The organism is Asticcacaulis currens, from assembly GCF_028550395.1.
Taxonomy (GTDB): Bacteria; Pseudomonadota; Alphaproteobacteria; order Caulobacterales; family Caulobacteraceae; genus Asticcacaulis; species Asticcacaulis currens.
The window spans coordinates 116,581-139,373 of sequence record NZ_JAQQKW010000011.1 but is presented as its reverse complement, the minus strand read 5'-3'; the positions used below and the strand labels follow the sequence as shown (position 1 = coordinate 139,373).

The 22,793-nt window shown below is 62.1% G+C and carries 20 protein-coding genes; 14 read left to right on the top strand and 6 right to left on the bottom strand.

Going from position 1 to position 22,793, the window contains the following annotated elements:
• Positions 1–10 precede the first annotated feature (10 nt).
• Both PQU94_RS16030 and PQU94_RS16025 read left to right on the top strand, forming a co-directional pair.
• A complete protein-coding gene (locus PQU94_RS16030) occupies positions 11–259 on the top strand; it encodes a type II toxin-antitoxin system Phd/YefM family antitoxin (protein ID WP_272742443.1) in 249 nt (82 codons plus the stop codon).
• Complete coding sequence (locus PQU94_RS16025) at positions 259–756, top strand: PIN domain-containing protein (RefSeq protein WP_272742442.1); 498 nt, start codon at positions 259–261, stop codon at positions 754–756. The genes PQU94_RS16030 and PQU94_RS16025 overlap by 1 nt, the downstream gene beginning before the upstream one ends.
• Here PQU94_RS16025 and PQU94_RS16020 read toward each other — a convergent pair.
• The 3 genes from PQU94_RS16020 to PQU94_RS16010 are packed head-to-tail and all read right to left on the bottom strand — an operon-like array spanning position 753 to position 3,249.
• On the bottom strand, positions 753–1,550 hold the full coding sequence (locus tag PQU94_RS16020) for a MetQ/NlpA family ABC transporter substrate-binding protein (RefSeq protein WP_272742441.1): 798 nt from the start codon (positions 1,548–1,550) through the stop codon (positions 753–755). The two genes, PQU94_RS16025 and PQU94_RS16020, sit on opposite strands and share 4 nt — an antisense overlap.
• Before the next feature lie 11 nt (positions 1,551–1,561).
• The gene (locus PQU94_RS16015) at positions 1,562–2,233 is read right to left on the bottom strand and encodes a methionine ABC transporter permease (protein ID WP_272742440.1); all 672 of its coding nucleotides are present in this window, start codon (positions 2,231–2,233) and stop codon (positions 1,562–1,564) included.
• Entirely contained in the window at positions 2,230–3,249 is a 1,020-nt protein-coding gene (locus PQU94_RS16010; RefSeq protein ID WP_272742439.1) for a methionine ABC transporter ATP-binding protein, read from the bottom strand. Before PQU94_RS16010 ends, PQU94_RS16015 begins: the two co-directional genes overlap by 4 nt.
• A 746-nt stretch (positions 3,250–3,995) precedes the next feature.
• On the opposite strand from PQU94_RS16010, the gene PQU94_RS16005 reads away from it, so the two are divergent.
• Positions 3,996–7,136, top strand: a complete 3,141-nt coding sequence (locus tag PQU94_RS16005) for a TonB-dependent receptor (RefSeq protein ID WP_272742438.1) — start codon at positions 3,996–3,998, stop codon at positions 7,134–7,136.
• 177 nt (positions 7,137–7,313) lie between these two features.
• Entirely contained in the window at positions 7,314–7,574 is a 261-nt protein-coding gene (locus PQU94_RS16000; RefSeq protein ID WP_013480787.1) for a GlsB/YeaQ/YmgE family stress response membrane protein, read from the top strand.
• Between the two features lie 70 nt (positions 7,575–7,644).
• Here PQU94_RS16000 and PQU94_RS15995 read toward each other — a convergent pair whose 3' ends face one another.
• Entirely contained in the window at positions 7,645–8,391 is a 747-nt protein-coding gene (locus tag PQU94_RS15995; protein WP_272742437.1) for a FadR/GntR family transcriptional regulator, read from the bottom strand.
• A 291-nt stretch (positions 8,392–8,682) separates the two neighbouring features.
• On the opposite strand from PQU94_RS15995, the gene manD reads away from it, so the two are divergent.
• The 3 genes from manD (at position 8,683) to PQU94_RS15980 (ending at position 13,827) form a co-directional block, all read left to right on the top strand.
• Positions 8,683–9,891: a D-mannonate dehydratase ManD gene (manD, locus tag PQU94_RS15990; protein ID WP_272742436.1), complete on the top strand. Its 1,209-nt coding sequence runs from the start codon at positions 8,683–8,685 to the stop codon at positions 9,889–9,891.
• A gap of 229 nt (positions 9,892–10,120) precedes the next feature.
• Entirely contained in the window at positions 10,121–12,214 is a 2,094-nt protein-coding gene (locus PQU94_RS15985) for an alpha-glucuronidase family glycosyl hydrolase (RefSeq protein ID WP_272742435.1), read from the top strand.
• A gap of 170 nt (positions 12,215–12,384) precedes the next feature.
• Positions 12,385–13,827: a methyl-accepting chemotaxis protein gene (locus PQU94_RS15980; protein WP_272742434.1), complete on the top strand. Its 1,443-nt coding sequence runs from the start codon at positions 12,385–12,387 to the stop codon at positions 13,825–13,827.
• Between the two features lie 88 nt (positions 13,828–13,915).
• Here the strand turns inward: PQU94_RS15980 and PQU94_RS15975 are convergent, their stop codons facing one another.
• Positions 13,916–14,869 carry an NAD-dependent epimerase/dehydratase family protein gene (locus tag PQU94_RS15975; RefSeq protein ID WP_272742433.1) on the bottom strand — a complete coding sequence of 318 codons (954 nt, stop codon included), beginning with the start codon at positions 14,867–14,869 and terminating at the stop codon, positions 13,916–13,918.
• A gap of 74 nt (positions 14,870–14,943) precedes the next feature.
• Between PQU94_RS15975 and PQU94_RS15970 the strand changes: the two genes are divergently transcribed.
• The 4 genes from PQU94_RS15970 to PQU94_RS15955 all read left to right on the top strand — a co-directional run bounded on the left by PQU94_RS15970 (position 14,944) and on the right by PQU94_RS15955 (position 17,627).
• A complete protein-coding gene (locus PQU94_RS15970; RefSeq protein WP_272742432.1) occupies positions 14,944–15,867 on the top strand; it encodes a LysR family transcriptional regulator in 924 nt (307 codons plus the stop codon).
• Between the two features lie 577 nt (positions 15,868–16,444).
• Positions 16,445–16,648 carry a cold-shock protein gene (locus PQU94_RS15965; RefSeq protein ID WP_272742431.1) on the top strand — a complete coding sequence of 68 codons (204 nt, stop codon included), beginning with the start codon at positions 16,445–16,447 and terminating at the stop codon, positions 16,646–16,648.
• Positions 16,649–16,705: 57 nt separating this feature from the next.
• A complete protein-coding gene (locus PQU94_RS15960) occupies positions 16,706–16,966 on the top strand; it encodes a hypothetical protein (RefSeq protein ID WP_126423214.1) in 261 nt (86 codons plus the stop codon).
• A gap of 40 nt (positions 16,967–17,006) precedes the next feature.
• The gene (locus PQU94_RS15955) at positions 17,007–17,627 is read left to right on the top strand and encodes a hypothetical protein (protein ID WP_272742430.1); all 621 of its coding nucleotides are present in this window, start codon (positions 17,007–17,009) and stop codon (positions 17,625–17,627) included.
• Here the strand turns inward: PQU94_RS15955 and PQU94_RS15950 are convergent, their stop codons facing one another.
• Positions 17,628–18,983, bottom strand: coding sequence for an MFS transporter (locus PQU94_RS15950; RefSeq protein WP_272742429.1), 1,356 nt, complete (start codon positions 18,981–18,983; stop codon positions 17,628–17,630). It lies immediately after the preceding gene.
• Positions 18,984–19,170: 187 nt separating this feature from the next.
• On the opposite strand from PQU94_RS15950, the gene PQU94_RS15945 reads away from it, so the two are divergent.
• The 3 genes from PQU94_RS15945 (at position 19,171) to PQU94_RS15935 (ending at position 22,740) form a co-directional block, all read left to right on the top strand.
• Positions 19,171–20,190 carry a LacI family DNA-binding transcriptional regulator gene (locus tag PQU94_RS15945; RefSeq protein WP_272742428.1) on the top strand — a complete coding sequence of 340 codons (1,020 nt, stop codon included), beginning with the start codon at positions 19,171–19,173 and terminating at the stop codon, positions 20,188–20,190.
• A 60-nt stretch (positions 20,191–20,250) separates the two neighbouring features.
• Positions 20,251–20,988: a hypothetical protein gene (locus tag PQU94_RS15940; RefSeq protein ID WP_272742427.1), complete on the top strand. Its 738-nt coding sequence runs from the start codon at positions 20,251–20,253 to the stop codon at positions 20,986–20,988.
• A 174-nt stretch (positions 20,989–21,162) separates the two neighbouring features.
• A complete protein-coding gene (locus tag PQU94_RS15935) occupies positions 21,163–22,740 on the top strand; it encodes a hypothetical protein (protein WP_272742426.1) in 1,578 nt (525 codons plus the stop codon).
• Positions 22,741–22,793: the final 53 nt, after the last annotated feature.

Below are 22,793 nucleotides of genomic sequence, written 5' to 3'. Positions count from 1 at the left end.
TAGGTGCAAATTGACGACCTTTTCCAGCCGCGAGTTTAATCAGGATGTCGGTAGCGCCAAACGCGCCGCCCTATCGGAGCCTGTGTTTATCACTGATCGGGGCAAGCCGACTCACGTCCTTTTGAGCTTTGAGGCCTATCGCGCCCTGTCGGGGCAGACGGAGACTCTGGTCGATCTGCTGGCGCTCAGCGAAGGGGTCGCGATTGACCTCGACGCCGCCCGCGCCGGGGATGGCTGGGACCGTCAGGGAGGGGTTTAATGTACCTGCTCGATACCCCCATCGTTATGGAACTGCGCAAGGCCAAGTCGGGCGACACTGATCCCGGCCTGACGCGCTGGGCGTCTGGTATCGGGCGTCAGCACCTGTTCCTGTCGGTGCTGAGCCTGCTGGAGATGGAAACCAGCATCGCCGCGGCCGAAAAGCGGGATGCCGAAAGCGGGCGTCTGCTGCGGCAATGGCTGGACGAACAGGTGCCGCGCGCCTTTGAAAACCATATTCTGCCCATCGACGCGGCGGTGGCCCGACGCCGGGCAGCCCTCCATATGAGCGATTCCCGCGATGCGCTGATGGCCGCGACCGCCGCCGTGCACGGCCTGACCCTCGTGACCCCCTCACCGGCTGCCTTCAAGGCGGGCAAGGTCAAGACCTTCAATCCGTTCGGCTATACGCCCGAAGAGGCCGACACCTCCGCCGACTGGCGCGAAGCTTCACGCTCCGGCCCGCAATGGTTCCGCAACCTGTTTGTCAGGTTTTAAAACGCCGCAATGACCGCACCATTATAGGTCTTGGCGATGAAATCCTTGACCTTCTGAGAGGTCAGGGCCTCGGCCAGCGCCTTGATACGCGGGTCGTCTGTCTTGTCGGCGCGCGCCACCAGATAGTTGATGTACGGGCTGTCCGAGCCTTCGATGATCAGGGCGTCTCTCTTGGGGTCCAGCTTGGCATCCAGCGCGTAGTTGGTGTTGATCAGGGCCAGATCGACCTCCGGCAGGACGCGCGGCAGGGACGGCGATTCCAGCTCCTTGAACACAAAGCCCTTGGGGTTACCGGCGATGTCTTTCAGCGTCGCATTGATACTGTTAGGGTCTTTCAGCGTAATCAGGCCGTTCTTGTGCAGCAGGATCAGGGCGCGCCCGGTGTTCGAGGCGTCATTGGGCACGGCGATGACCGCGCCCTGCGGCAGGTCAGCAATCGCCTTATGTTTGCGCGAATAGCCGCCAAACGGCTCGACATGCACGCCGACCACGGTCACCAGCTTCGTGCCGCGTTCCTTATTGAACGAGTCGAGATAGGGCAGGGTCTGGAAATAGTTGGCGTCGATCAGGCCCTGATCGACCTGAAGGTTCGGCTGCACATAGTCGTTAAAGACCTTGATATCGAGCGTGATGCCCTTGGCCGCCAGATCGGGGGTTATGACCTTGAGGATTTCGGCGTGCGGTACGGCGGTGGCTGCGACGCTGAGGACATTGCCCTTGGCGGCCGGCTTGCCGCAGGCGGCCAGAGCAGAGGCGGCAACACCGGTCAGGATCAGATGACGACGAGACAGCATGAGTATCTTCCTTATTTCTTCGAGACGCGCGCCACCAGCGCATCGCCCAGCATTTGCAGCCCCTGAACCAGGGCAATAATCAGCACCACCGTCACCACCATGACATCGGTCTGGAAGCGTTGATAGCCATAGCGCACGGCCAGATCGCCGAGGCCGCCCGCCCCTACCACGCCGGCCATGGCCGTATAGGAGACGAGCGCGATGGCCGTCACGGTCGCCGCCGCAATCAGGCCCGGCAGGGCTTCGGGCAGCAGGGTGTGCAGGATGATCTGACGCTTTGAGGCTCCCAGCGCCTGCGTGGCCTCGATGACCGAGCGATCGACTTCGCGCAGGGCGTTTTCGACCAGCCGCGCGAGAAATGGCGCGGCCCCCAGCACCAGAGGCGGAATGGCCCCCTTGACGCCCAGGGACGTGCCGACCAGCGCCAGAGTGACCGGGATCAGCAGGATAAACAGGATCACAAAGGGGATGGAACGCAGCACATTGACCGCAAAACTCAGCAGGCCATAGAGGAGCGGATGGGGGCTTAAGCCCTGACGGCTGGTGACCGACAGCCACACCCCCAGAGGCAGGCCCAGCGCGAGACTGAGCAGCAGGGACGCCCCGACCATGCCGAGCGTCTCACCGCTGGCGCGGGCGATTTCCGCCGGGTCGATATTGGCAAAAAACTCAGGCCCTATCATTGGACCGCCTCCGTCACGCTGACGCCGCGCGCCCGCAGACGCGCCAGCGCTTCGGCGCGGTGAGGACCGGCCATATCGACGATCATATGGCCATAGGGGCCGGATTTGAGGTGCGACACCTGCCCGGACAGCACGCTGAAGCGCGCCTGAAGCCCCTGCACGGCCGCCGACAGGGCGTCGGAATAGACTACCTCGCCGAAATAGGTCAGGGTGACCGCGCCTTCGCCCACCCCGTCGGGCGGCGGCGGCAGGATGTGCTTCGACAGGGCGCGACCGGCGGCGCTCACCGGGGCGAACAGCACCTGTTCCACTGTGCCGACCTCGGCCAGCCGCCCGTGATCGAGCACGGCCACGCGGTCGCACACCTGACGCACCACCTCCATCTCATGCGTCACCAGCACGATGGTCAGGCCCAGTTCGCGGTTCAGTTCGGCCAGCAGCGTCAGTATGCCCTGCGTCGCCTCCGGATCGAGCGCCGAGGTCGCTTCGTCACACAGCAGGATGTCCGGCGCATTGGCCAGGGCACGGGCAATGGCCACGCGCTGCTTCTGGCCACCCGAAAGCTGCGCCGGGTATTTCTGCGCGTGGGCGCTGAGACCGACGCGGTCGAGCAGATCAAGCGCCCGCTGGCGGCGGGTGCCGGACGTGCCCGTCCCGGCCAGCTCCAGCGCATAGGCGACGTTGTGCAGCGCTGTCTTGCTCGACAACAGGCCAAAGGACTGAAAGATCATGCCCATCTTGTGCCGCAGGGCCGACAGGGCGCGCGCATCCAGACCGCTGAGATCGACGCCATTGACCTCCACCCGGCCTTCGCTGGGCGTTTCCAACCGGTTGAGCAGGCGGATCAGGGTCGATTTGCCGGACCCCGACGGGCCGATAATGCCAAACACCTCACCGCGCGCGATATCGAGATCGACGCCATCCAGCGCCGCCTGCACGCCGCTTTTGGACACGAAGCGCCGGGTCACGCCACGCAGCGCGATCACCGAAGCCGGATTGTGCACATCTGAAACCATCAGGCGGTCTTAAAGCGCCTGTTCCGGCCTGTGAAGCGTGTTTTTCTGCGCCCACGAATGACGCTTACTAAACTGGCGGACACAGCGAGAGCGCGGCGTCTCAAAATAGTGATCGTTTTTGACATAATTTGAATATTTCAAATGTGAAAATTGCGCACGGCGTCAATTTTGAGGCAGTGACTTTGAGGGAATCAAGCACTTTCTTCTGCATACCAAGTATATACAGATTACCGGTAAAACCGTCCCACTTTTATATGTATTAAAAAACGATTATCGGAGTGAATTACAGTTTATTTACCCCGCATTGACGACACATTGTCGCCCCATTTCGTCAGCGTTTGACATATTGTGTGGCATTTTTGCCTGTGAAACGTCGATATTTGACATTTTCATAAAAATAGCCGCGCTATTTAAGGCGCAGGACTTGACTGATCGTTTTTGATCGTAAATGTTCGCAGCGCTGATAAATTGATCATCGCGCCACGAGGGTACCAACCCAAGGGCACGCCCGCGACACCCCACGGGCAAACGATGAGGGAGACTCGCCCCCTTCAGGAGCCGTTTGTGTGGCTCCACCGCCTTCCCCGCTCCGGTCCTGCGTCCCTGCACACCGATGGCCTGCGGACGGCGGCGCTCCGGCCTGTCTCCCGTTTCGATGTGTCCGCCGGTGTCGTGCCCGGTCGTCCCCCTCCCCGGACGTGAAGGCCGGGCCACCGTCCCGCAGATTGCTCAGGAGCCCCAAAGGTATGATCCGTCGCCCCTCCCCCCGCTTCCTTTCCTCGCGCCTGAAAAGCGCCTCCGCCCTGACCGCAGTCGCCCTGCTGGGCCTGTCCGGTGTCGCCCTTGCGCAGGAGGCCGCCCCCGCTGCCCCGGCACAGGAAGAGATTGAAACCGTTGTGGTCACCGGCACACGCGCCTCGCTGGCCTCGGCCATCACGCGCAAGAAGCGCGCCGCCACCGTATCGGACTCCATCGTCGCCGAAGATATCGGTCAGTTCCCGGACAAGAATGTCGGCGAAGCGCTGGGCCGCGTGACCGGCGTGCAGTTGTCGCGCGACATGGGCGAAGGCAATCAGGTGTCCATCCGCGGGGTTGAGCCTGATCTCAACCGCGTGGAAATCAATGGCATGAGCGTCATGTCCACCGCCGGCAATCTCAACGTCTATGGTGGGGGTGGCCGTTCTAACGACTTCCGCGAACTGCCGTCCGAAATCGTCAAGTCGATTGATGTGTTCAAGGGCTTTACCGCTGACATGACCGAAGGCGGCATCGGCGGCACCGTCGCCGTAACCACCAACCGTCCGCTCGATTTCCGCAAACCGACCTTCTCCGTGACCGCCTCCTATCAGAATCTGGATACGGTTGATGGCTGGACGCCGCGTGCCAACCTGTTCGGAGCGACGAAGTTCCTCGATGACCGTCTGGGGGTGATGGCCAATGTCACCTATGACCGCGTCAATACCCGCGGCGACTATTACGACGGCAATTCGTGGGCCCGACTGGCGGACTTTGACAATTCCGCCGAAAAGACCGCCAGCTATTATAATCAGGGCTACGGTCAGTCCGTCAGCGATGCCATAGCCGCCGTCACGACCAAGGCCGCCTGTGCCACCCTGACCACGCCGGACGCCAGCAAGCTGACGACGGCTCAGGCGCGCACGGCCTGCGAAACCCAATGGTACGACTATAGCCCGCGCGTGCCCCGCTACCGCGTATGGACCCGCGACGATGAGCGCGTCTCGGCAGAGTTTCAGGTTCAGTACAAGATCAGCGACCGCATGGATGTGTGGGCGGGCTATCAGCATAATCGCCGCTCGCAAACCCTGAACGACATCAATTACGGCACGGGCTTTACTTCGCTCGACGCGCTGAACTATTCGGCCAACGGGGCCAACTGTGCCCGCGTGACGGCGGCCACCGCCGCCAAAACGCCGGGCATCAAGGTCGATGCCAACCACAATGTCACGGAATTCGTCATCGGGGACTGCGTCACCACCGCCAACCGTGGCGGCAACAACGCGTTCAGCGTCTCGTCACGCGACTTCAGCTACACCTCGACCTCAAAATACCTGCAATATGGGCTGAACTATCGCGGTGAGCGCTGGCGCGTCGAATTTGCCGGATCGAACGCCGAGACGGAAACGCTGAGCCAGACCAACAATGTCAGCGTCAGCTACAATACGCCCGGTCTGAAGGTCACGATCGACCCCAACACCTCCGCCCCGATCTTTACCTTCGCTCAGGGCTATAGCCCCGCCGATGCGTCAGCGGTGAGCCAGTACCAAATCCAGTATCGTCCGTCGCAGTCGGCCAATTCAGAAGATCAGTACAAGCTCGACTTTACCTATGATACCGACCTGCCCTTCCTCAAGGGCGTGAAGTTCGGTGGACGTTACACCGATACCGTGACATCCGGCTATGGCTATGGCGGGTTCATCGTCAATGCCGGGTCCGATCTGGCCAGCGAGCTGGACAATACGGTCATCTATGCCAACTCGGTCAATTCGACGGCGACGGTCAGCAATAGCGCCACTGCGGATCAGACCGCGCCGGCCTACGGCAACCCGTACCAGACCAGCTACTGGAATACGACGGAGACCTGGTCACGGGCCTTCTCCAATCAGGTCTTTGCCAATGCGATGACGCCCCTGCCGTCAAACTTCTATTACGGCGGTACCAGCAACCTGCCGTCTAGCTGGCTCTACCCGACCTTTAATCAGGTCGCGCAGTATCTCGATACATCGCACTTCAATCTGGACAATCTCTACACCACCGTCGGCAGCGACGGAAAAACCTACAGCCAGATTCCCTACAATGTGAAGGAAGTCACGGACGCGCAGTATGCCCGCTTCGACTACGGCTTCCCAGCCTTCGGTCTGGAGTTCGAAGGTAATTTCGGGGTGCGTCGCGTTCATACCGAAACGACGGCCAGCGGTCAGAACACGCGTCGTGAAACGCGTCTGGTCAATGGCGTCGCGACCACGGCCATCGTGTCCAACACCCAGACGACGATGACCAAGGACTATACGGTGTGGTTGCCGAGCTATAACATCAACACTTGGATTATCCCGTCGCAACTGAACATCCGCGCCGGCTTTGCCAAGCTGATGGCGCGTCCGCTTGTCAATTATCTTCAGCCCAGCATCGACTGCACCATCAACTACACCAATGATGGGACGTCGGAAGACGGCCCCGATAGCTGCAATGCCGGTAATCCGGGTCTGAAGCCTTATCGCGCCGATCAGTCCGATATTTCGGTGGAATGGTATCCGAACCGCGACACGCAGCTTTCGGCAGGCTTCTTCTACAAGAACATCAAATCCTTCTACATCGCCTCGCGCACCAATCTGGGGCAACAGGATGTGTTCGGCGACGGCACGCTTTATTACTACAACAGCTATATCAACGGTCAGGGTGCCAAGATTTCGGGTCTTGAACTGACCGCCAAGACCGCCTTCACCTTCCTGCCGGGCTGGCTGTCGGGCTTTGGTGCCGACGCCAACTATACCTATCAGGAGGCCAAGGATGTAGGCGTTTACAGCCAGCTCGACGGCTCCGAACTGCCATATCCCGGCCTGTCTTCAGACAGCTACAACGTCACCCTGTGGTACGATAAGGGCCCGATCAATGCGCGTCTGGCCTATAATTACCGCTCAAAATATCTGGTGACGGCGGCCGACACCTCGCTCAATCCGGTGTTCAAAGACCCGACAGGTTATCTGGATGGCAAGGTCACCTGGAAGCCGGGCCCCAAGGGTCTCAGCCTCTTTATCGAAGGGAAAAACCTGACCGAAGAGGACGAGTCCACCTGGGCAGGTGATATCCGACTGATCAGTACCGGCTATTCCGGCCGTCGCGTCTTCTTTGGCTTCACATACAAGAATTAAAGTCCGTTTCCTCCCTGACCTGTCACCCGCCGCCTGCCCCCCGCAGGCGGCGGTTTTTTGTGTTTGCACGGTTTTTATGCCCCGGCGTCACGGCGGCATTTCCGCCTTATCGGACGAATGAGAGGGTAGGGCTCAGTACAGGGGGCGTCCTGTCCCCAAAGACCGAGGAGCCTGATTATGAACGAAAATTCCATTGGCTGGCTGACAGCCCTGATCGTCGGTGCCTTTGCCGGCTGGATCGCCGAGCAACTGATGAAGTCCGAACAGGGTCTGTTCATGAACATCCTGCTGGGTGTTATCGGGGCCGCCGTGGCGAACGGGCTTCTGGCCATCCTCGGCATCTCGTTCGGCGGGGTGATCGGTTATCTGATCGCCGGTGTCATCGGGGCCTGTCTGCTGATTGGGCTCAGCCGCATGTTGCGCGGTCGCCGGGCGTAAGGCGCTCAACGCGTTGACCTGAAAAAAGCCTGCTCCGCGAGGGGCAGGCTTTTTTCAGATCTTACGGTTTTCAGGCTTTGAGAAACCGCTTGGCCAGCGCCTTGCGCCGCGCCTCACCGGCGGCACGGGCCTTTTCCACCTCGACCAGTTCGGTGGTCGCCAGCAGGTGTTCGATCACGCGGTCCATATGCTCACGCATGGCCTGACGTGCGGCCTCGGGGGAGCGTTGTTCCAGCGCCTCGATAATCTGGCTGTGTTCGGCGACGCGCGCCTTCATGCCCAGATTGGCCGTCCGCGCCAGAATATTGCGCGCCAGTGGCGAACGGTAGCGCCAGTCCCACAGGTTTTCGACCGAGGACACAATGGCGCCGTTGCCCGTAACCTGAGCGATCAGCATATGAAATTCGCGGTCGGCGCGTTCGGAAATGGCCGGAGACGGGTCTTCCATGCGCCGGGCCAGCTTTTTCAGCTCATCCAGTTGTTCATCGCTGATCAGGGTGGCCGCCAGCGCCGCCACCTCGCTTTCGAACAGGCGGCGCGCCTCGATCAGCTCAAAAGCGCCGATCTCGGAATCGGACATGGGCAGGGGATCGGGCGACACGGCCTTGACCACGATGCCATGGCCTTGGCGCGCTTCAATATAGCCCAGGATTTCCAGCGCGATCATGGCCTCACGCAGGGTCGGGCGGCTCACCTTGAACTGCACCGCCAACTCGCGCTCGGTCGGCAGGCGGTCGCCCGCCGTATAGACGCCGGAGCGGATTTCTTCGGCGATGGAGTCGGCGATGCGTTTATAGCGTTTGCGAGTATCAGACATGGGACCGTTATCAGATTCGCCCGACTATGCCCCATCAGCCGCCGTTTTGAAACGGAAAAGACAGGAGGTCGCGCCGCTTTTTGGCCTGACCAATAAGACAGTCGAGTTTAACCAAGTGGGGCAAAGCTCTGCACATCACAATTTTAATGGCTTTTGTAACGAAGTTTCGGGTGTTTAAGCCTGTCTTCAGATCGAAAACCTGCTTGATCCCACGCAGTTTGTGCTTGCCATCGGGCGTGCAAAGCGGCAATAAGGACTGAATAGGTCATACCAATTTAAGGCGTCCGTCTCATGAAGATCGTATCGGCAAAAGTCATTGTCACCTGCCCCGGCCGGAATTTCGTCACCCTCAAGATCCTGACGGACGAAGGCGTCTATGGCATTGGTGACGCCACGCTGAACGGGCGTGAGCTGTCGGTCGTCTCCTATCTCGAAGACCATGTGATTCCCTGCCTGATCGGGCGCGACCCGCAGCAGATCGAGGACATCTGGCAATATCTCTATCGCGGGGCCTACTGGCGTCGCGGTCCGGTGACCATGTCGGCCATTTCCGCCGTCGATATGGCCCTGTGGGACATCAAGGGCAAGATCGCCGGCCTGCCCGTCTATCAGCTTCTGGGCGGCCGGTCGCGCACCGGCGTCATGGTCTATGGCCACGCCAACGGCACCACTATCGAGAACACCATCGAGGTGGCGCAGGAATACAAGGCCATGGGCTATAAGGCCATCCGCCTGCAATGCGGCGTGCCGGGGCTGGCCTCCACCTACGGCGTGTCGAAGGACAAGATGTTCTATGAGCCCGCCGATGCCGACCTGCCGACCGAAAACGTCTGGTCCACCGAGGCCTATATGCGCGTGGTGCCCAAGCTGTTTGCCGCCGCGCGTGAAGCCCTGGGCGAAGAGGTCCACCTGCTGCACGACGTCCACCACCGCCTAACGCCGATCGAAGCCGGGCGTCTGGGGCGCGACCTTGAACCCTATCGTCCCTTCTGGATGGAGGATTCGGTCGTGGCGGAAAATCAGGACAATTTCAAACTGATCCGTCAGCACACCACGACGCCTCTGGCCGTCGGGGAAATCTTCTCCTCGATCTGGGACGCCAAGGACCTGATCCAGAACCAGCTGATCGACTATATCCGCGCCACCGTCGTCCACGCGGGCGGCATTTCGCACCTGAAAAAGATCGCTTCGTTTGCCGAGCTGTACAACGTCCGCACCGGCTGCCACGGCGCGACCGACCTGTCGCCGGTGTGCATGGCGGCGGCCCTGCACTTCGACGTCTCGATCCCGAACTTCGGCATTCAGGAATATATGCGCCACACGCCGGAAACCGATGAGGTCTTCCCGCACGGCTATTATTTCGACAAGGGCGACCTGATGGTCTCCGAAACGCCGGGCCTCGGCGTCGATATCGACGAAGACCTGGCGGCGAAGTATCCCTATAAGCGCGCCTACCTGCCGGTGAATCGTCTGCAGGACGGCACGCTGTTTAACTGGTAAAAGATCATACCTCCCCAGCTTGCTGGGGAGGGGGACCGCACGAGATCGCAAAGCGAGCGAGATGTGGTGGTGGGGGCATTTCAGATATCATGCAGATAATCTGACAAGGCTTTACCCCACCTCCGTCGATTCCGGCGGCATCCCCCCCTGATTTGGCTTCGCCGAACTGGCGTTTCAGGGGAGGAACTTAAAAACCGCACCCGCAAAGCGGGGCACCACAGGAGGGAAGATGCGTAGGCTTATCCACGCGCTGTGCGCGCTTGTCTGTCTGCTGGCGGCCCCGGCCTTTGCCGAGGACGGTTACGATCTGTGGCTGCGCTACAAGCCGGTGGCCAGCGCCCACACCCTCCCCCGTGCTATTGTTGCTCAAGGCACCCCCTCGCCCACGGTCAGCGCGGCGGTGGCCGAGCTGCAACGGGGCCTGTCCGGCCTGTCCGGGCACACGGTTTCCGTGGCCCGAAATGTTAGCGCTCCCTCGGTCGTTCTGACGCGGAATGCGACGCCCGATGCGGCGCTGGGCCGCGAAGGCTATGCGATCCGTAACGGCCGTCAGAACGGCCAGCCGATCGTGCGCATCCGCGCCAACAGCGATATTGGCCTGCTGTACGGGGCTTTCGCTTATCTGCGGCACGTCCAGACCGGGGCCACCGCCGACACCACCGACGTGCCCAAGGTCAAACTCCGCCTGCTCAACCACTGGGACAATCTCGACGGTACGGTCGAGCGCGGCTATGCCGGCGCGTCTCTATGGGACTGGTGGCGGCTGCCGGACCTGAAGGACCCGCGCTACACCGACTATGCCCGCGCCAATGCCTCCATCGGCATCAACGGCACGGTGCTGAATAACGTCAATGCCAAAGCGGCGTCGCTGACCGCGCCCTATCTCGACAAGGCGGCGGTGCTGGCCGACACCTTCCGCCCCTACGGCATCCGCGTCTATCTGTCGGCGCGCTTTTCGGCCCCCATCGAACTGGGGGGTCTAAAGACCGCCGATCCGCTCGACCCCGCCGTGCGCGCCTGGTGGAAGGCCAAGGCGGATGAAATCTACGCCAAAATCCCCGACTTCGGTGGCTTCCTCGTCAAGGCCAATTCCGAAGGCCAGCCCGGCCCGCAGGACTACGGCCGCACGCACGAGGACGGGGCCAATATGCTGGCCGAAGCGCTGGGGGACCGCGGTGTCGTGATGTGGCGGGCCTTTGTCTATAAGGCCGAGGTCGCCGACGACCGCCACAAGCAGGCCTATAGCGAGTTCAAACCGCATGATGGAAAATTCGCCCCCACTGTGCTGGTGCAGGTGAAGAACGGTGCCATCGACTTTCAGCCGCGGGAGCCCTTCCATCCGCTGTTCGGGGCCATGCCCAAAACGCCGCTGATGGTCGAGTTCCAGATCACCAAGGAGTATCTGGGCTTTGCCACCCATCTCGCCTATCTGGGTCAGTATTACGAGGAAACGCTGCGCGCCGACACTTTTCAGAACGGCCAGAAGGGCTGGAGCGTCGCCCGCGTCGTGGAAGGCGAACATCACGCCCTCAGCGGTATGGCGGGCGTGGCCAATATTGGCACGGATCGCAACTGGTCCGGTTCGCACTTCGATCAGGCCAACTGGTACGCCTTCGGGCGGCTGGCGTGGAACCCGCAAGGCTCGGCGCGCGACATCGCGACCGAATGGGCGAAGATGACCTTCACCCCCGACCCGCGCTTTGTGACGCCCGTCGTCGCCCTGATGATGCGCTCGCGCGAGACGGTGGCGGACTATATGACGCCGCTGGGGCTGCATCACCTGATGGACACGGGCCACCACTACGGCCCCGGCCCGTGGGTCGATAATCTGGGCCGGCCCGACTGGAACCCGGTCTATTACCACAAGGCGGACGCCAACGGCATCGGCTTTGACCGCACCAAAACCGGCTCTGATGCCCTGAGCCAGTACGACCCACAGGCCCAGAAGGCCTGGGCCGATCCCAAAACGATGGATGAGCGCTATCTCCTGTGGTTCCACCACCTGTCGTGGGACTACCGGACGCGCTCCGGACGCCCGCTGTGGGATGAACTGGTCCTCACCTATGACAAGGGAGCGAAAGACGCCGCCGCGATGCAACAGACGTGGGCGGCGATGAAGCCCTATGTCGATGCCGAGCGCTTCGAGGCCATCGCCAGCACCCTGCGCATACAGGCGCGCGAAGCCAAATGGTGGCGCGACGCCTCTATCGCCTATTTCCAGTCGAAGTCGGGCCGCCCCCTGCCCGCCGGGGTGGCGGCACCCGCAAAGTCACTCGACTATTATAAATCCCTGAGCTTTCCCTATGCGCCGGGGCATCACTAAAAAAATTTGGGCGAAAGGTGATCCAGCTTAAATCCCGGCACGTATAATCTCCTTTTTTCAAAATAAATAACTGAACTTTATAAGTTTTTTATAAAAGCAGCGTTCGATTTTAACGCGCGCTTTACCAACGGCGTAACAATGCTACGTCAGAAGTTGCGTAAGGTTTTGCCATGCTCGTTAAATCGAAGACCGACCACCGCCCGCGCTATGAGGCCCTGTCGCGGACCCAGGCCATCATCTGCTTCACGCCCGATGGGACCATCGAAGACGCCAATGACCGCTTTTGCGAGGCCATGGGCTATAGTCGCAGCGAAATCATCGGGCGGCACCACAGCCTGTTCGTCGATCAGGCCTATGCGGCCAGCGACGACTATCGCGCCTTCTGGGCCGATCTGAAGGCCGGACGCTTCCGCTCGGATGAATTTGAACGGCTGGGTAAGGGCGGCAAGCGCGTCACGCTTCAGGCCACCTATTCGCCCATCGAAACCAACGGCCGCGTCACCGGCGTCATCAAGATCGCCACCGTCGTCGAAAGCCGCAAGGCGCAGCAGGAACGCATCGCTCGCCTGCTGGAGACGCTGGACAAGCTGCCCGTACCGATCATGACCTGCGATCCGCAGACCTTCGTCATCGACTACGCCAATGAGGCTTCGATCCGCATGATGGGCAAGATCCAGCAATATATCAACGTCAAGGCCGATGAGATCATCGGTTCCAAGATCGACGTCTTCCACAAGGTGCCGGAGCATCAGCACCGGATGCTGAACGCCATGGGCAGTGACGGCCATCAGACGACGATCAAGGTCGGGCCGGAATATCTGGAGCTGAAGATCAACCGCATCGCCGGAAGACCCCTGCTGGTGTGGTACGTGGTAACGCACCGGGTGGCCATGGCCAAGGGGATGGAAGATACGGTCGCTGAGATGACGCGCGTCGGCGATGCCGTCACCTCGCAGGCCGGTGAGCTGTCGGGCTATGTCCGCGAAACCATGACCCTGACCGCTACCGTCGCCAATGCGGTGTCGGAACAGGCCACCGCCATCCACGAAGTCGCCATGCGCACCACCGACGTGGCCCGAGAGGCCGAGGCGGTCGAAACCGCCAGTATCGGCACCAAGCATCAGCTCGAAGGTCTGACCGGTGCGGTCGGCAGCATTTCGGACGTGGTGTCCACCGTGTCCTCCATCGCCGAACAGACCAAGCTGCTGGCGCTCAACGCGACGATCGAGGCGGCGCGCGCCGGGGCCGCCGGTGCGGGCTTTGCGGTCGTGGCTTCTGAGGTCAAGGCCCTCTCCGAACAGACGGCCAAGGCCACTTCGGAAATCGGCAAGCGCATCGAGGCCATTCAGGCCGAAACGCGCAAGACGGTCGATACGGTGTCCGGCGTCATCAACGGCATCGGACAGATCAGCCAGCTGGTCAATTCGGTGGCCTCGGCCACGCAGGAGCAGCGGGCCGTGGCGCAGTCGGTCTCCGAAACCATGGGCCGCGTCGCCGAATATGCCGAAAATACGGGCAAGTCCGCCGAGCGGGTGGCCGGCATTTCCGACACGGTGCGCGCCACGGCGCAGGAGCTGAGCAGCCGTCTGGCGGAGTTCGTCAAGAAGGAATAGAGCGATAGGTCGAAAAGTGTGAGCGGTTTTCGACAAAAATATCGCCACAAAACAAAAATTTAAAGCGGCATGAGGCTGGCATTGAAAATCATGCCGCTCCAGGCGCGGCCACCCGGCCATAGCTGAGCGCCGTTTGCGGTATACCCACCTCAAACGGCGTCACCTCAAAGCCGAAGCGCTGCGTCAGCTTGTAACCGTCGATATGGTAGGGGCGGTCGAACAGGAAGCGCATGTCGTGCAATTCGCGCATAAAGGGCGTGACCAGCCCCAGCACGGGCAGCAGGCTTTGCGGGATGGCTTGGATCCGCGCGGGCTTCCCCAGCGCCTCAGCCCCCAGCGCGATCAACTGACGCGGCGTGCGCGTCGGCGCACTCGGCATATGCCAGACCTGACCATATTCGGCTGCCGGCAGGTCGAGCAACAGGGCCATGGCGCGCGCCACATCCGGTATGTAGGCGAAATCGTGCGGCGTATCCGGCGGGGCGATCAGTTGCGCGGGCTTACCCTGAGCCAGCCGCCCGAAGACCAGATCGCCCAGATGGCTGTTGCTGACGCCGGGACCGTAGAAATCCGGCACGCGCAGGGCGCTCATCACCACCTCGCCCTTCGCCGCCGCCGTCTGCCACTGGTCTGAGATGGCACGGCGCACCGCCGGCTTGCCGCCCCAGCGGGCATAGGACGTCGTTTCCGAAATCGGCCCGTTTTGCGGTCCGTACATATAGAGATTATCGAAGAAGAGCGTTTTCGCACAGGTCTCGCGGGCCGCCTTGAGCAGGTTCGTCATCGCCACAGGCCAGCTTTGCCGCCACACGGCGGTCGAATACTCAAAGCCGATGGTGATGACGATGTGGGTCGCGCCGCGCGTCACCGCCTGCACGGCAGCGGCATCGAGCACGTCCGACGCCATGAAATTCACCCCCGGCGGCAGGTCTTTGGGGCGCTTGCGCTGGGTGATCAGGGGACGGCGGCCTTCGGCGACCAGACGTTCGGTGAGGCTGCGGCCACCGGGGCCGTAACCAAAGATGACGATTTTCTCGGACATGACACACTCCTGTGACTGTCCCCAAGATAAGGCCGGTTGAACTATATCAAAAATGCATTATTTATATAAGCGTTATGCAAAATAAGAATTTAGCCGCCGTCGATCTCGACCTGCTGCCGGTGCTAGAGGCCCTACTGCGGCGGCGCAATGTCACCCACGCCGCGCAGGAGGTGGGCCTCAGCCAGCCGGCCGTCAGCCGGGCCCTTTCGCGGTTGCGCGACCTGTTCGACGATCCTCTGCTGATCCGCACCGGCGGCGGCCTGACCCTGACGCCGAAGGCCGAGCGGCTGGCCCCGCAGGTGGCGGCGGCGCTTGAGGGCTTGCGCGGTCTGTTTCGTGAAGCGGGCTTCGACCCGGCGCAGGAAAGGCGCACGATCCGCCTGGTGGCCTCCGACGTGCACGCGGTGCTGCTGTTGCCGCCGCTGATGGCGCGGCTGGCGCACGAGGCCCCCGGCATCGACGTGCAGGTCTCGGCCTATGGCCCGGATACGGTCACCCGGATGCAGCAGGGACGGCTCGATCTCGCCTTTGCGCTGGAGACGACGCCCCTGCCCGTCGGGACCGAAACCCTGCCGCTGGGGGAAGACCGGCTGGCGCTGGTGATGCGACGGGGGCATCCGCTGGCCGACCGGCCCGTCACTCCGGAGGATTATGAACGCTTCCCGCACGCCGCCATCAGCATTTTCGGCGATGGTCAGTCCGAGTTGGACGCGGCGCTGGCGGCGCGCGGCCTGTCGCGCCAGATCGCCCTGACCACTCCCTATTTCATGGCGGCGCTGGCCACAGTTGGCCACAGCGACCTTCTCACCACCCTGTCCGCAGCGCTGGCGCAGCGCATGGCCGACAGTTTCGGCCTCGTCTGCCGCCCCACACCCCTGGCGCCGGAGCCCATGCGACTGGTGCTGGTGTGGGACCGTCTGCGCGGCCGCGACCCGGCCCTGATCTGGTTCCGCGAACGGCTGCGAGACGTGGCGGCGGAGGTCTATTCGGTCACCTGATACCAACGTCCGAAGATGCTGACCGCATCCGGCCGTTGAAGACACCGAAAAACCGCAATTAGCGCTTACGGTGATTTGTGTCCGGACTGGCGAAGCGCCGTCCCTGACTCTTATCCCCCCCTTCTCGTTCTGGCTGCGCCCGCTTCCACGCCGAGTGCGCTCCAACCCTTTTTAAGTCCGCCCCTCAGCGGACAGGAACATCATGTACACATCTCTTACCCCAACGGCTCCGAACGGCCGTCACGGTCGCATTGCGGCCCCTCTTCACCGCGCCTTTGATCCCGAAAACCGTTGCACACGTACCGCAATGCGCTCTGAGCGCCCTATTCCCACGCCGCCCCTGTTTACGCCGGAAGAATTGCGCCGCCTTGTCGCTGAAATGATAGACTAAACGAAAATAAAATAGGCCCCTGTCGCTTTTGGGGCGAAACTTATTTCAAGCTGTGCTATAGTAAAATCTCGAAACACAGACCGCTTTGTCTGATTGCCTGTATTGGCCTCTCCCAAGCATTTCTTTTTTCGAACGCCCCGGTTTTCGGGGCAGACGGCGCACGTCTATATGCGAACGGAGGCCAACATGGCTGTCGGTATTGTAAAGTGGTTCAACCCGAACAAGGGTTTTGGTTTTATTCAGCCGGAAGACGGTGGCAATGATGTGTTCGTGCACATTTCGGCCATCGAACGCGCTGGCTGGCGGATGCTGGTCGAAGGCCAGAAGATCGCCTACGAGGTCCAGAGCGACCGCGGCAAGGCGGCAGCGGTCAATCTTCAGGCCGCTTGACTCTGCGAAGCCCGGCGACCCCGCCGGGCTTTTTTATTTGATCTAAGGAGCCTGCACATGACCCCTTTCCGTTCCCCCGCCGACACCTGGGATTCCCTGTGGCCGACCGTGGGTGAGGCCGGGCTGGTCAATGCCCATGTGCCTGCCCGGTTTGAAGTGCGCTTTGACGGTCAGCTCTGGCAGGTGCTCAAAGACCGTGAACCCGTGGCGCATCATAGCGAGCGCAGCGAGGCTATTCGCGGCGTACGTCAGGCCATGCAGCGCCTGTTTGCCGCCGGCAAGTCGGCGCAGTGGCGACTGATCGCCGCCAACGACTGATCCGCCTGTTGTCTGAAACGGTTTTTTGAAAGCTCTCCTCATGACCTATTCGCCCGCTGTTGTCCCCACCACCGACGCCCTGTCCGACATCGCCGATCTGGTCGATGCGTTGCTGGTGGAGCCGTGGGAGCCGCAGAAGGTGACGGGTCGGCGTCGTGAAGCCTGGGCGCAACTGGCACCCCTGATCCTCAACGGCATTACGCTGTCGAAATTCGACACGCCCGCGTTTGATCGCCTGATGAACGGCCACATGCCCCTGCTGCGGCGCAGCCGTGACCGCGTCTGGACGGCGGCGTTGTTCGTCGTGGCGGCCGCCCTGTCGCGCTCGGAGCCGGTCGAGTTCCGGCGCTTTCTGTTCAGTCCGCCCTTGCTGAACGAGATGGCGGGCCTCAGCCGCATTATCGACTACATGGTCCGTCTGTACGCGGGCTCGACCGACTTCCGCCCGGAGTTGCGGCGTCAGGTCATCAACCTGATCTTTGATCCGGTGGAGGAGTTGGCGCGCGCCAGCGACCTGAGGCAGGTGGTGGACTTCGTCGCCGCCCGACTGGCCGATATTGACGGCTTTCAGCCCGACCTTTCGGGCATCAGCCTCGACCTGATGGGGGCGGTACTCGCCGCGCGGCGCGGTGTGTACGATCTTCGCCACCAGATTCGTTAATCACTCTTCCAAGGCCGCCCGTCGCCGCGCCAGTTCGGTCGAAACGGCGCTCATGCTGGCCTTGTCGAGCTTATACATCAGCAGCACAGCGACCGAGATCAGGGCCGCGACCGCCGGCGCCAGCGACATCAGAACGGTGATAATGCCCTTGGTTTCGACGGTCTGCGGACCATTGGCGACGTAATCGACGGCCTTCAGGCCCGCGCCGATCAGGTAGGAGGCCAGCGCCCCGCCCAGCTTCTGCGAAAAGGTCGCCGCCGCATAGGTCATGGCCGTGGCGCGCCGTCCGAAGCGGTATTCCGTATAGTCGGCTGCGTCGGCATACATGGCGTAGGCCAGCGGCGATTTCGGCCCCAGACACAGGCCGATCAGTATTTGCACCCCGAACATCAGCCCGATCTGATCCGGCGGGATGACGAAGAAGCTGGCCGACAGGACGGCGACGACGCCCATCAGGATCATCATCAGCCGCGGCTTGTCGATCCCTTTCGTCATCATGGGCGTCAGGAGCGCACCGGCAGCCAGCGCCACGCCGTAAGAGGTCAGGAACGGCCCGATCAGGTCCTCACGCCCCACCACATAGCGCATATAGTAGGCCGAGGTGGCCATGCGCAGGGTAATGGTCACCATGATGACCAGAGCCAGCGCAAACAGCACCAGCCACGGCTTGTTGCCGAACAGGTCGCGGATATCGCGCCAGGGACTGGAGACCTGCTGCGGCGGCGGGCTGATGCGTTCGCGCGTATTGAGGACGACCAGCGCCATGATGGCCACGACCGCCACGCCGTAGATGGCCATAACGATCGGCCAGCCTTGCGCCGGATTGGCCCCGCCAAAACTTTTGACCAGAAGCGGCGTGGCGTAGGTGACGATGGTGCCGCCCAGAAAGCCGCCGACAAAGCGGAAGGAATTGAGCGTGGTGCGGTCCTGCCCGTCGGCGCTCATCACGCCGGACAGGGCGCTGTAGGGGATGTTGGCGATCGAATAGACGATCATCAGCAGATTATAGGTCAGATAGGCATAGACCAGCTTGCCGTCATGATCGAAGGGCGGGGTGAAGAAGCACAGCACCCCCAGCACCGCCATGGGCGCGGCGGCCCCGAAAATCCACGGACGAAAGCGGCCCCAGCGGCTGCGCGTGCGGTCGGCCACGGCCCCCATGATGGGGTCGGCAAAGGCATCGAGGACGCGGCTGATCAGCAGCATGGTCCCCGCCGCCAACGGGTCGAGGCCGAAGACGTCGGTGAAGAAGATCAACCCGAAGGCCGAAATGGTCGTCCAGTAGAAGTTGAAGCCCAGGTCGCCTGCGCCATAAGCGATCTTTTCGCGCAAGGATAGACGGTCTGTTGCGGCCATTTCGTTCCCCTGTGGTGCCGCTTTTTTGCGGTTTTCGTCAGACTAGGGCACTGTTGACCGCTCTGCAAGCGCCGATACGTCAACGTTGTCATGTGACGCGACATAAAGGTCACACCTGCGCACCGCTATGGACAGAGACACGCATCGCGGTTAAGCCTGTTTTATCATATTTTTTGCGCGCGTGCCCGTGTCCCGTATCACCATCGTCGATCTGGCCCGCCTGTCGGGCGTCTCCATCAAAACCGTGTCGCGGGTGCTGAACAAGCAGTCGGGCGTGCGGCCGGACAAGCGCGCCGAGATCGAAAAGCTGATCGCCGAGACGGGGTTCAAGCCCAATCCCGCCGCCCGCGCCCTGTCGGGGTCGCGCAGCTATATGATCGGGCTGATTTTTGAGCGTCCGGTCACCCACTATTACCAGCACGAGCTTCAGATTGGGGCGCTCGATGCCTGTCACCGGGCCGGCTACCATCTGATTATCGAAGGGGTGGCGGAACTGCGCCACTTGCCGCGTGCCCAGATGAAGGCGCAACTGGCCACCTCGCGCTTTGACGGCGTGCTGCTGGCCCCGCCGGTGTGCGATGACGCAGCCATGATCGACCTGTTCGATGAGCTGGGCGTGCCTGTGGTGCGCATCTCCCCGGTCCAGCATTTCGAGCGCAGCCCCTATGTGTTTATGGACGATGTGGCGGCGGGCTATGAGCTGACGCGCTGGCTGATCGAACTGGGCCACACACGTATCGCCTTTATCGAAAACCTGCGCGGGCGCGGCTCCAATGCCGACCGCAAGGCCGGCTATCTGCGCGCCCTGTCCGAGGCCGGGCTGGCGGCGCGGCCCGACTGGGTGGTGCGCGGCGATGTGCGCGTCAATAACGGCTTTGACGAGGCCGAAGCCCTGCTGTCGCAGGCCGACCGCCCGACCGCCCTGTTCGCCGCCGCCGACTATATCGCCTTCGGGGCCATGGCCGCGGCGGCCAAGCTGAAACTGTCGGTGCCTGAAGACGTCTCCATCGTCGGCTTCGACGATGCGCCGGGTACCAGCAGCGTGTGGCCGCCGCTTTCGACCGTGCATCAGCCGATGAAGGGGCTGGCCGAAGAGGCGACGCGCCTGCTTCTGGAGCGCATCAACGGGCGCGACGTCCCGGCGGCGCAACAACTCGACTATTTCATCGTCCGTCGCGGGTCCGCCGCCGCGCCCCGTAAAGCGTAAATATCAACCCGAAACAGACCGGCCTTAATTTGGCTGCATAGCCGTCTCACAGTCCCCCTCATGCCCCTGAAACGCCTCGCCCTTTCCGGTCTGATCCTTGCTACGCTGATCGTCACGCCTGTGGCGGTGTGCGCGGCGGATGATGAGATCGTGGCCACCAACCACCCCAAGGTGGCCCTTGACACCCCGGCCCCTGCGGGCAGCGTCACGCCGGTGACCGCCGAAGACACGGCCAAGGCGACACAGGCGCAGGTGCTGTCGACTCTGGACGGGACGCGCCCCCCTGAGCGCCGTCAGCCGACCTCGTGGGGCCGCGACGATGTGGACTCAGGGCCGCAAAAGCGTCAGATTCACGGCGAAGCGGGTGTGTCCATCGGCACCGGCGGCTATAAGAGCGCCTATGTGGCGACCCTGATCCCGGTAGGTGAAACCGGCACGCTGGGCCTGGCCTACAGCCAGACCGATCACGGAAAGAACAACTATCTCTATGCCGATCCTTACGGCTATGGCTACGGGCCGGGCTATGGTCGCTATGGGGCGTCAGCTTACGACGACGCCTACGGATACGCCCCTTATGGCTATGGTCGTGGCTATGGCTATGCGCGCGGCGGTACGTCGAAATCCCTGTCCATCTCGCTTGACTTCAGTGATCGCAGCAAGGACCGCGACCGCGACGAAGACTGCGACAGCGTGCGTTATGAAGGCGCCCGTTATGACAGCGCAATGGGCGACCCCATCTGGGGCGGCTATCGTCCCTCCCGCCGCGTCTGCACCAAGACCACCCACTATTCCGACTAGAGCGAAATGACTTTAAGAGGAATCGCCATTTCGCTCTAAATTTTTGTTTTGTCGCGATGTTTTTTGCGGAAAACCGCTCACACTTTTGGCTTCGCCGAACTCCGTTTCCGCACATCGCTCTAACGCCTGTTCGCGCGATTTCGAACCGGGTGATACGCTGTCCGTGTGCCGTACATGATGAACGCCCTGACCGAACGCACCGGCTATTACACCGCTCTGGCGCTGGGACTGGGTCTGGCGACGGGCTTTGCCATCGTCTTTGGCTATCTGTCGCCGGATTCCTGGTACTATATTCTGATCGCGCAGGGCCTGCGTGAAGGGCACGGCTGTGCCCTCTATGGCCACTATCTGTCGGCCTATCCGTGCGGTTATCCGGCCCTGCTGGCCCTGACGGCCCCGACCTCTGACCTGCCGGTGATGATGGTGTCGTCCAAGATCACCAATCTGCTGCTGATGGGGCTGAGCCTGACCTGCGTGGCCGCCGCCCTGCGCCACCGTCTGGCGGCGGCCTTTGTGGTGCTGAACCCGATTACCCTGCACCTCTTCATGTACACCTGGTCGGAGAACCTGCTGCTGCTGTGCGTCTGCGCGACGTTTCTGGCGCTGACGCGGCTGACGGAAGATCCGACCTCGCGCAAATGGATGGCGCTGCTGGTGGTTGGCCTGATCGTCGGCTGCTTCGCGCGCTATTTCTTCGGCCCGTTCGCCTTTATCCTGTTTCTGGTGGCCGGGGCGGTCTATGGCCGCCGTCTGGCGATACGGGTCCTGCCCGCCTTTGCGGTGGCAGGCCTCGTCTATCTGGCCTATCAGCACGTCAATACCGCCCTGACCGGCTACCCGACCGGGATGCCGCGCCTGCCCGCGCCGGAAAGCCCGACGCTCCTGGTGCGCATGTTTCTGGGGGCGGTGGCGGAACTGGGCTGGACGCTGGTCATACCGTTGCTGCTGGCCATTGGCCTGTCGTGGCGGCAGATCCGCTTTGAGCGGACCGCTCCGCCCGATGCGCCCGCAAGAGCCGCGGTGTTTTTGCTGCTGGCCGGCGCAGGCTTCCTGCTGCTGGGTTTCGTTTTGCGCGCCTCGACCTATTACGACTCCTATGACGAGCGCACGCTGGGCTTCGGTGTGGTATTTGTCGTCGCCGGCCTGATCGCGCGTTTCGTTCACCTGCGTCGCCCCCAGTCGTGGCCGGTGCTGGCCGTGCTGGGGCTGGCCCTGTTCAGCCCCCTTAATGCCGACGAAGACTCGATCCCGCAGGGGCTGGCGCAGCTCCGTGACGGCCATTACCGCTTTGCCCCCGCCACCCTGTCGGCTTTTCAGCGCCAGGGCCCCCCCGTCGATACGGTGGTCAGCTTCGCCCTGCCCGCCACGCCCGCCGACCTGTGGAACGTCGATCATATCCGACAGTTTTATTACGGCGGAACGACGCGACTGATCTCGCCCGATCTGGCCCCCGATGCGGTGCCGGAAACCGCAGGCGCGTTTGTCAACCGCGTGCGTCAGGCGGCCAGCGGACGCTGCTTTGTCGATTTCGCCGCCTTCCCCGACCGCGACCGTTTCGATCTCTATCTCAACGTTACCATACCCACCGATCAGCCCCTGTTCGGCGGCCCTCTCAAGGCCAAGCCGCGTATGGACCCGGCGCTGAAAACCTATCTGAGCGGCATCTTCCAGCCGGGCGCCTTCCTCCCCTGCGCCGAGGTGCTGGCCCTGCCGCAAAGTCAAGCGATACCTGAGGCGGTCCCGCACAACTGAGAGGTCTGCGTTGCGCAGCGTGGCCGCGAAAACGGGTTTCCTCTTTGGAGCGA